The organism is Faecousia sp. (assembly GCF_048519415.1).
Taxonomy (GTDB): Bacteria; Bacillota; Clostridia; order Oscillospirales; family Oscillospiraceae; genus JAZOXB01.
On sequence record NZ_DBFZUT010000050.1, the window covers coordinates 43,146 to 51,105 of the forward strand.

Sequence of the window (7,960 nt, forward strand, 5' to 3'; positions counted from 1 at the left end):
ATGGAACAGATCGATAAGGCTTTTGACGGAAAACAGGTTTTGCAAAATGTCACGCTGGATATTCCAGACGGTCAGATCTGCGGCATATTCGGAAAAAGCGGGATCGGAAAATCCACGCTGGCCAAGGTCCTTTGCGGCATCTGCCCGCCGGACGGAGGGCGGATTCTGCTGGACGGTCAATGTCTTGTTTCACAGAATACGCCCTATGACAGGAAGCTGGGTCTTTCCATTCAGATGGTTTATCAGCAGCCCTATGCGACGCTGGATCCACGCCAGAAAATCGGCAGCGGCTTCAAAGAACTGATCCGCTATCACGGCTTTGCTCCCAAGGGGAAGGAGCGTGCGCTGACGGAAGACGTGCTTGTGAAAGTCGGATTGGAGCCGCAGATCCTGGCCCATCTGCCGCATCAGATCTCCGGTGGGGAAGCCCAGCGGGTGGCCATCGCCCGGTGTCTTCTGTTCCGGCCAAAGCTGCTGATTCTGGACGAGGCAACCTCCATGCTGGATGTTTCTACCCAGGCCAATGTGCTGGGAATGGTACGCCGTCAGATGCAGGAACACCACGGAAGCATCCTGCTCATCAGCCACGATGAAGCACTGGTGAATTTACTTTGTGATCAAATCTATGTATTTGAGAAGAAACACACAAATCAGAAGGAGAAAAACACGAAATGAAAAAAGTAGGATCTCTTTTGCTGGCGGTGCTGATGGTGCTGTCGCTGGCAGCCTGCGGCAAGACCCCGGCAGAACCCACCCAGACACCCTCCACCCAACCAAGCACCGAGACTCCGACCACGGAGGCCACGGAACCGGCACCTGCCTACGCCATTGATACGCTGACCGTCGGCACGACGGCTGCCATCGAAACTGCCGTGTTCGGCGAGTATAACTTCGATATGCTTGCCAGCGGTGTATCCGAATTGCCTCTGGTTTATCAGGACACCAAGGGCGAATATCATCCACTTCTGGCAACTTATGCTACCGAGGATGCCGCTACCTGGACCTACACCATCCAGGACGGCATGACCTGGTCCGACGGAGCGCCTGTAACGGCGGAAGACATTCTTTTCACACTCCAATACGATCAGGCCAACGGAAGCGCCAATTTTGAGGCCCAGACCGGGGAAGACGGAAAGGTCACGGAGGCCAAGTACACCGGCTACAGCCTTTCCGATGACAAAATGAGCATTTCCCTGACGCTGGCCTCTCCCAATGTCCGGGAACTGAGCAATATGACCTCCTTCCGGGTCATGCCCAAGCACATTTATGAGGGCAAGGATACTGTTTCGGAGGCCGAAGGCCGCATCACCTGCGGCCCCTATGTGCTGGAATCCTTCAACAAGGAAGCCGGGACCATTACCTTTGCAGTCAATGAATACTATCCCCAGAAGCCCAATGTGGAGAAAATCGTCTATCAGCTTTTCGGCAACGAGGATACCATGTACCTGGCGCTCCAGCAGGGCGACATCGACATGGTCTGGGCCTACTCCACCGGTGTAGCAGGAACCTATCAGGATGTACTCTCCACCGATACCAATGTCTCGCTTGTCAATGTGGCTGCGGCCAATGCGCCTGCGGTCCTGGCCTTTAACAATGCAAAGGGCCTGTTCTCTGACGAAAACCTGCGTCAGGCAGTTTCCTATGCACTGAACTACGAGGAATTCAAGACCTATTTCGGCAGCGCCTATGCTGAGATCCCCAACCGGGGCTTTGTACCCTCCACCACGGTGGGCTATACGGACACGGAGAAACTGACCACCGATACTGCAAAAGCGGACGAGTATATGAAGGCTGCGGGTTACACCGAAAAGAATGCCGACGGCTTCTACGTGAACGCCGACGGTGCGGCTGCTGCCTTTACGCTGACGGTCAACGCCGCAAAGGAGACCCATGTGGGCTACGCCGAAATGATCAAGACCCAGCTGGAGGCCTTTGGAATTCAGGTGAATCTGGACGCCGTGGACAAGGATGCCTACAATGCCAAAACCAGCAACAAGTTCTCCGAGAACAATATCACCATGGAAGCGGCAATCTATGGCTATACCGCCGCCGGCATGGGCATGGGCAACGGCCTTGGCTCCATCTATGTGGACGGCAATCACGCCGTGCAGGGCGGCTGCCAGGTGTTCGACGAAGCCTTTTCCTCCATTCTGGACGAACTGAAGGCCGCCAAGACCATTGAGGAATATTACACCGGCGCAGCAAAGCTCCAGGACTACTACGCGGCCCATATGCCGCTGATTGCCCTGTATTGGGACAATATGATGCTGGCCTATTCTTCCAAGCTGGACAATGTGACCGTGGATGCTGTATTCGGTCTGAACAACGTCAACAACTGGTTCAGCATCACCAAGAAATAATTTTTGCACGCAGGAGGCACACCGGTGAAAAAGTATCGTAAAAACCTGATTCTGGCACTGGTGTGCTTCCTGATCGTGATCGTTCTGAACTTCTTTCTGCCCCGGCTTCTGCCGGGGAACCCCATTGCTTATCTGACCGGCTTTTCCGAGGAGGATATGACCCCTGCTCAGGTAGCTTATTACCGGCAGGCCCTCCATCTGGATAAGCCGGTATTCGTGCAGTTCGGGTACTATCTGCGCTCCCTTGCAGACGGTACACTGGGCTATTCCTTCAAAAAGGAAGCCACGGTTTCAGCCCTGATTGGGCAGCGGCTGGGCTACACCTTACAGATCACCTTGCCTGCCGTGCTGCTCAGCACGGTCATCGGTCTTTTGTGGGGGCTCCGCTGCGGCTACAAAAAAGGCAGCAGCTTTGAGAAGATTTCGACTACATTCCAGATCATCGTCAATACGATGCCCACATTCCTGATCGCCCTGGTGCTGTTGATCCTGTTCTGCTTCCGGCAGCGGTGGTTTCCCTATACAGGACTCAACAGTACCGGGGCTGTTCCCGGAACGGCCGGGTATTTCTGGGACCGGATCCATCACCTGATTCTCCCGGTGCTGACACTGACCGTCGCCGCCGCACCCTCCCGATACCTGTTGATGCGGAACACCGTCCGACAGGTGACGGAGGAAAAATATGTGCTCTATGCCAAGGAACGAGGCTTGTCCGACAGTAAGATTCAATTTGGTTATATTCTGAAGAATATTGCCCAGCCCTTTATCACCATGGTAGGCATGAGCGTCAGCACCTGTATCGGCGGTTCTCTGGTTGTGGAGAAGCTGTTTTCCATCGGCGGTATGGGAAGTCTGCTCTCCGATGCCGTCTATACGTTGGATTACCCACTGATGCAGGGCATCCTGTTTGTCACAACGGCGATCATGACGATCTCCATTGTCGTGACGGACCTGATCTGCATTCTTATTGACCCCAAGGTACGCTTTGGAGGTGATCCGGCTTGAGAAAACAGCATATTCCACTTCTCCTGGGCATCGTGATTTTGAGCCTTTTTCTGACCGCTGCATTGTTTCCAACTGCGTTTACAGCTTACGGGCAGAAAGAAATGTTTGGCCCATGGCTCATACCGTCTGCGGAACACCTACTTGGCACCAATGCGTTGGGCTATGACATCTTTACGGAGTTGGTCTACGGGACCCGGCAGACGCTGCTGGTGGGTGTATCCAGCAGTATTCTGACATTGCTTTTGGGGAGCGTGATCGGTACGCTGGCTGCCGGGAAGGGCTTTTTGGGCGGCCTGTCCAATGGCATTATCAATGTTTTCGTGCTGCTTCCGAAGCTGGTGACCATGATCGTGCTGGCGACCTTCCTGGGAAGCTCCAGTCGAAATCTGATCCTCCTGATCGCTGCATTCAGCTGGGTGGGGACGGCCCGGAATGTCCGGGCAAAGGTCATTCACCTGAATGCCCAGCCTTTTATTGAAAATTGCATGATCCAGGGATACAGTCGGAAGCATATCATTCTCCGCCATATTCTTCCGAATCTGTACGATGTATTGCTCTCCCGGTTTCTTCTGGGGGTCAATAGCTGCATTATGATGGAGTCCACCCTGAGTTTTTTGGGCTTTGGGGATCTTTATCATCCCACTTGGGGCACCATGATCAACTTTGCCTATAAGCGGGGTGCCTTTCTTCGCCAGGCCTATGGGTATCTCCTCTCGCCGGGCGTGTGCATTATGATGCTATCACTGTCATTCTATCTCATCAGCCTGTATTTTGAGCACCGACAGGCTGCCATTCAGGAAAAATAGGAGGTCATACGATGCAAAAGGAACTGGAATCTTTGTGGCAGCAATGTGTAGCATTCCATGGCCACGGCTGCGGAGGCCTTGCGGTCGGCTTTCGGGCAGTGCTGTATGCGTGGGAGCTGTTCGGATGTGATAGCCCATCCGAGGACGAGAAGATCGTGTGCATTGCCGAGACCGACGCCTGCGGCGTGGATGCCATTCAGGCGCTGCTGTCCTGTACCGTGGGAAAAGGGAACTTGATTTTCAATCTACAGGGGAAAAACGCCTTCTCCTTTTATCGCCGTCCGGACGGAAAGTCCTTCCGCCTTGTTCTGCGCCCGACACCGGAGAAAACCAAGGACGAACGGCTGGCGTGGCTTATGGATGGGGATTATCACGAGATGTTTGATGTGAAGGAAGCCCCGGAGCCGGTGCCGGAGGAGGCCCGGATCTTCAAGACCGTTACCTGCTCTGTGTGCGGAGAACGATTTGCCGAGAGTTTTGCCCACCTTCAAAACGGAGAAATCGTCTGCTCCGCCTGTTACCGTCCGTATACAAGGGGGCTGTGATGGAATACCCGTTTGATGCCCTGCACGCCGGGATAGAAAGCCAGATTCTCAATCTTCCCGCCGGAATTCCCGACTCCCAGGCAATCAGGCAGGCAAAGTCCTTGCCGGACTCCGTTGAAAAATTCTGTGCATTGGGGAAAGCTCTTTCCAGGCAGCTTCGTTACCGGGAGGCCATTGATGCCTATACGGAGGGGGTGAAGCTGGAGCCGGAAAATCTGCCCCTGCTCCGTCTTCGGGCGGGACGGTACCTGACGACGCTGCAAAGTGATCCTGCCATCGCTGACTTCGAAAAATGCCTGACTTTGGGTGCGGAAAAGCTGGACTGCCTCTATCGGATCGGCCTTGCCCAGTATTACGCCGGGCGGTACGAGCAGGCAATGGAAGTTTTTGAGGGCTGTATGCCTTTATGCGATGATGAAATGGGGATTGCGGTTCTTTACTGGCACACGCTGAGCGCTGCCCGGACAGAGAAAGCGCCGATGCTTCTGAAGTACTATCGCCCGGATATGGCGGTGGGGCATCATACTGCTTACGAAAAGGCCATGCGGGTCTGGAGCGGTACAATGCCGCTTTCAGCGGCGCTGGAAATGCTGGAGAGGGAAGAAGACGATCTGGAATATGGCATTACCTTGTACGGCCTGCTTTGGCATCCGGACTGCGCCGAAAAAGCGCGCCTTTCCAAAGTGCTTCTCCGCCGGGACGGTTTCTGGCCCAGCTTTGCGTACCTCGCTGCGTGGAAGGATTGGGCAGGAGCCCAGTAAGCGTCTATCTTGATATTGGGATCAACCGAAATGAATATAAAAAACGGGGCTGTCTCAAAATGAAGCATTTCCAGAGGTTAGAGAAATAATCTTTATAAAAATTGCTCAAGCTGCCGAGAGGGTTTACTGTCTGTGAATTGCAGGCGACAAGCCGAAAGGCATCGCAACGGCGAAATCAACCGGGAGGACTACGACAAGTGGCGTTATAACTACCCGAAATACGATGAAACCTCCGGCTATGTGAAAGTCCCGTCCCAGCAGCTTAGCGATGCAATGGTGGAGGCGTTCAAGGACCGGCTGAAGGCCGATTAAAAAGCAACAGAAAAAAAGCGCTATCTGACTTGGCTTCAAATCAGATAGCGCTTTTTGTTATCGCAATCATTCAAATAATGTTGCCATTCTGTTGTCACAGCGGGCACTCATGGCGAAAAAGCCTTGGTATGACTGGACTTTTTCCGGGATGCAATCATTCCCATTCGCTCCCCGAAACCGTGACCTAAACGATTTTGTATAGACCGTTTAGCTCCGAGTATCGGGATTGCTTAGATTATCCAAGAATTATGGTGTATCATAATTCCTGTTGTCATTGTGTTGTCGGGCAGAGGGATGATCTGGTCGTGAAACTGCTTTTATACTCTTCGCCCCAGGCCCACATGGAATCCAGAATGGGCTTCAGGCTCTTGCCCAGTTCCGTCAGAGAATACTCTACTCTCGGCGGCACTTTGGCATAGACCTCACGGTGAACAAGCCCATTTGCCTCCATCCGCCAGCTGCTGGAGGATGTCGGACGGGCGGACAGCCTGGTATGGGATGCCCACAAATGGCTGTTCCAAACGTACGCCTGCAGTATGGTCCTGTTTCGTGACAGGAAACACCTGGCAGTCTTTTACAGTTCTGACCCGGAATATCTCCGGGATGCCGCCGCAGAGAATGGAGAGATCAACTATTGGGAATGGGGCATTGAACTGACCCGCCCTGCGCGCAGCCTGAAATTATGGCTCACCCTGCAGACGTTGGGGACGGATCAGATCAGTGATATGGTGACCCACGGCATCGACCTAGCCTAACAGACGGAGTCCATGCTTCGGAGCCAGCCGGAATGGGAGGTTGTAACGCCTGCGCAGCTGGCCATTGTGAATTTTTGCTATGCGCCTCAGGGGCTCACACCCCAGCAGCAGGACGAACTATTTCTCAGCGCATGATGGAGGAAGGCTTTGCCTGCGTGCTGACCACCCAGCTGAAAGGCCGGACCGTTCTGCGGATCTGCCCGATCCACCCGGAGACAACGGAGGACGATATCCGCCATACGATACAGCGTATGTACCAATATGCCCGTGCGCTGAAAAAGGAATGTGTGTCGAACTTTTCTTGAATCATATGCCATAAAGTAACACAAAAACAACAGATAGCCGCCACAATTCCGTAATGATTGTGTAGGTTTGTCAAACATATTGTACAGCGAACTCGATAGGAGAAAGCCAGTGTAGGGGTCTCATGGGCAAGTTGTTGGCACGGCGGTTATGAGTGGCAAGCTGTTTTTCAAAGTCTTCAAGCGAATAGAACGAATGGCAGGAATAGAACCGTTTCTGATCCTCACGGTGGCTGCGCTCGACCTTGCCGTTGTGTCGCGGTGTATAGGGACGAATCAACTTGTGGCGAATGCCCAGCTCGGCGGCGGTTTTCTCAAACAGCGTGGGCAGATCGCGCTTGCTGTTAGAAAAACGGTTGGTAAACTCGAACCCGTTGTCCGTCTGGACACACTCCACTTGTATGCCTCTGCGGGCGTACCACGCCCGCAGCCTGCGCAGGAAGTCCGCCGAGGAATAGGTGGATTGCTCCGGATACGCCGCCAGAAAGCGCAGCCGTGTGAACTCGTCGATAGCGGTGTACTGGAACAGGCGAAGCTCCGGGTCTGCGATGCAGCGGCGGGGAACGACCTTGACATCCACCTGAACGCGCTCGCCGGGGTGCGTCATCTGCTCATAAGGCTTTGGTTTATACTTCTTTTTCGGCTTTTCCGCCGGAAACAGTCCCAGTTTGCGCATGACGCGGAACAGACTTTCCGGACAACGGCTATAGCCGCGCTGCCTCAGCCGATGCCACAGCTCGAGCATTCCGAGCTTCGGATTGCGGCGGCGCATATCTCGGATGAGCTTCAGTTCGTCTTCCGTGTGCTGATTTGGATGGCTGTGCGGACGTCTGGACGCGCAGGCCAGGGACGCCACACTTCCGTCCCAGCGCTTTTTCCAGAAGTAGATGTATGAACGACTTTTGTTGTACTTCCGACTGGCGCGGCTGACACCATATTTTTTGGCGTACTGCATTAGGGATTGCCGAAAGGCCATGTCTTGTGTTATACTGTTTGACATGAGGAATATGGTCTCCTTTCTGGTGTGTTTGGTGTGGTAGCTTAACTATATCACAGGAGACCCTATTTCTCATACTTTTTTATTCGCTTGTCCAAGATGTATTATAGTCCTACA

The 7,960-nt window shown here is 53.6% G+C and carries 8 protein-coding genes and 2 pseudogenes; 8 read left to right on the forward strand and 2 right to left on the reverse strand.

Translation table 11 applies throughout. From position 1 onward, the window contains the following. The 7 genes and pseudogenes from ACMKFF_RS05575 to ACMKFF_RS05605 all read left to right on the forward strand — a co-directional run. A complete protein-coding gene (locus ACMKFF_RS05575) occupies nucleotides 1-675 on the forward strand; it encodes an ABC transporter ATP-binding protein (RefSeq protein WP_418487802.1) in 675 nt (224 codons plus the stop codon). Next, complete coding sequence (locus ACMKFF_RS05580; RefSeq protein ID WP_419496314.1) at nucleotides 672-2,360, forward strand: ABC transporter substrate-binding protein; 1,689 nt, start codon at nucleotides 672-674, stop codon at nucleotides 2,358-2,360. The genes ACMKFF_RS05575 and ACMKFF_RS05580 overlap by 4 nt, the downstream gene beginning before the upstream one ends. 24 nt (nucleotides 2,361-2,384) lie before the next feature. Next, the gene (locus ACMKFF_RS05585; protein WP_419496315.1) at nucleotides 2,385-3,365 is read left to right on the forward strand and encodes an ABC transporter permease; all 981 of its coding nucleotides are present in this window, start codon (nucleotides 2,385-2,387) and stop codon (nucleotides 3,363-3,365) included. After that, on the forward strand, nucleotides 3,362-4,171 hold the full coding sequence (locus tag ACMKFF_RS05590) for an ABC transporter permease (RefSeq protein ID WP_419496316.1): 810 nt from the start codon (nucleotides 3,362-3,364) through the stop codon (nucleotides 4,169-4,171). The genes ACMKFF_RS05585 and ACMKFF_RS05590 overlap by 4 nt, the downstream gene beginning before the upstream one ends. Before the next feature lie 11 nt (nucleotides 4,172-4,182). After that, on the forward strand, nucleotides 4,183-4,716 hold the full coding sequence (locus tag ACMKFF_RS05595) for an FmdE family protein (RefSeq protein ID WP_419496317.1): 534 nt from the start codon (nucleotides 4,183-4,185) through the stop codon (nucleotides 4,714-4,716). Beyond that, nucleotides 4,716-5,477: a tetratricopeptide repeat protein gene (locus ACMKFF_RS05600; RefSeq protein ID WP_419496318.1), complete on the forward strand. Its 762-nt coding sequence runs from the start codon at nucleotides 4,716-4,718 to the stop codon at nucleotides 5,475-5,477. Before ACMKFF_RS05595 ends, ACMKFF_RS05600 begins: the two co-directional genes overlap by 1 nt. A 165-nt stretch (nucleotides 5,478-5,642) precedes the next feature. Further along, nucleotides 5,643-5,789: pseudogene (locus ACMKFF_RS05605) on the forward strand (transcriptional regulator); the annotation flags it as partial. 271 nt (nucleotides 5,790-6,060) lie between these two features. Here ACMKFF_RS05605 and ACMKFF_RS05610 read toward each other — a convergent pair. Then, a pseudogene (locus tag ACMKFF_RS05610) lies at nucleotides 6,061-6,240 on the reverse strand (winged helix-turn-helix transcriptional regulator); the annotation flags it as partial. Nucleotides 6,241-6,277: 37 nt separating this feature from the next. On the opposite strand from ACMKFF_RS05610, the gene ACMKFF_RS05615 reads away from it, so the two are divergent. Then, the gene (locus tag ACMKFF_RS05615; RefSeq protein ID WP_419496322.1) at nucleotides 6,278-6,544 is read left to right on the forward strand and encodes a pyridoxal-dependent decarboxylase; all 267 of its coding nucleotides are present in this window, start codon (nucleotides 6,278-6,280) and stop codon (nucleotides 6,542-6,544) included. Nucleotides 6,545-6,919: 375 nt separating this feature from the next. On the opposite strand, the gene ACMKFF_RS05620 is transcribed toward ACMKFF_RS05615, so the two are convergent. Beyond that, the gene (locus ACMKFF_RS05620) at nucleotides 6,920-7,846 is read right to left on the reverse strand and encodes a DDE-type integrase/transposase/recombinase (RefSeq protein WP_419496319.1); all 927 of its coding nucleotides are present in this window, start codon (nucleotides 7,844-7,846) and stop codon (nucleotides 6,920-6,922) included. Nucleotides 7,847-7,960: the final 114 nt, after the last annotated feature.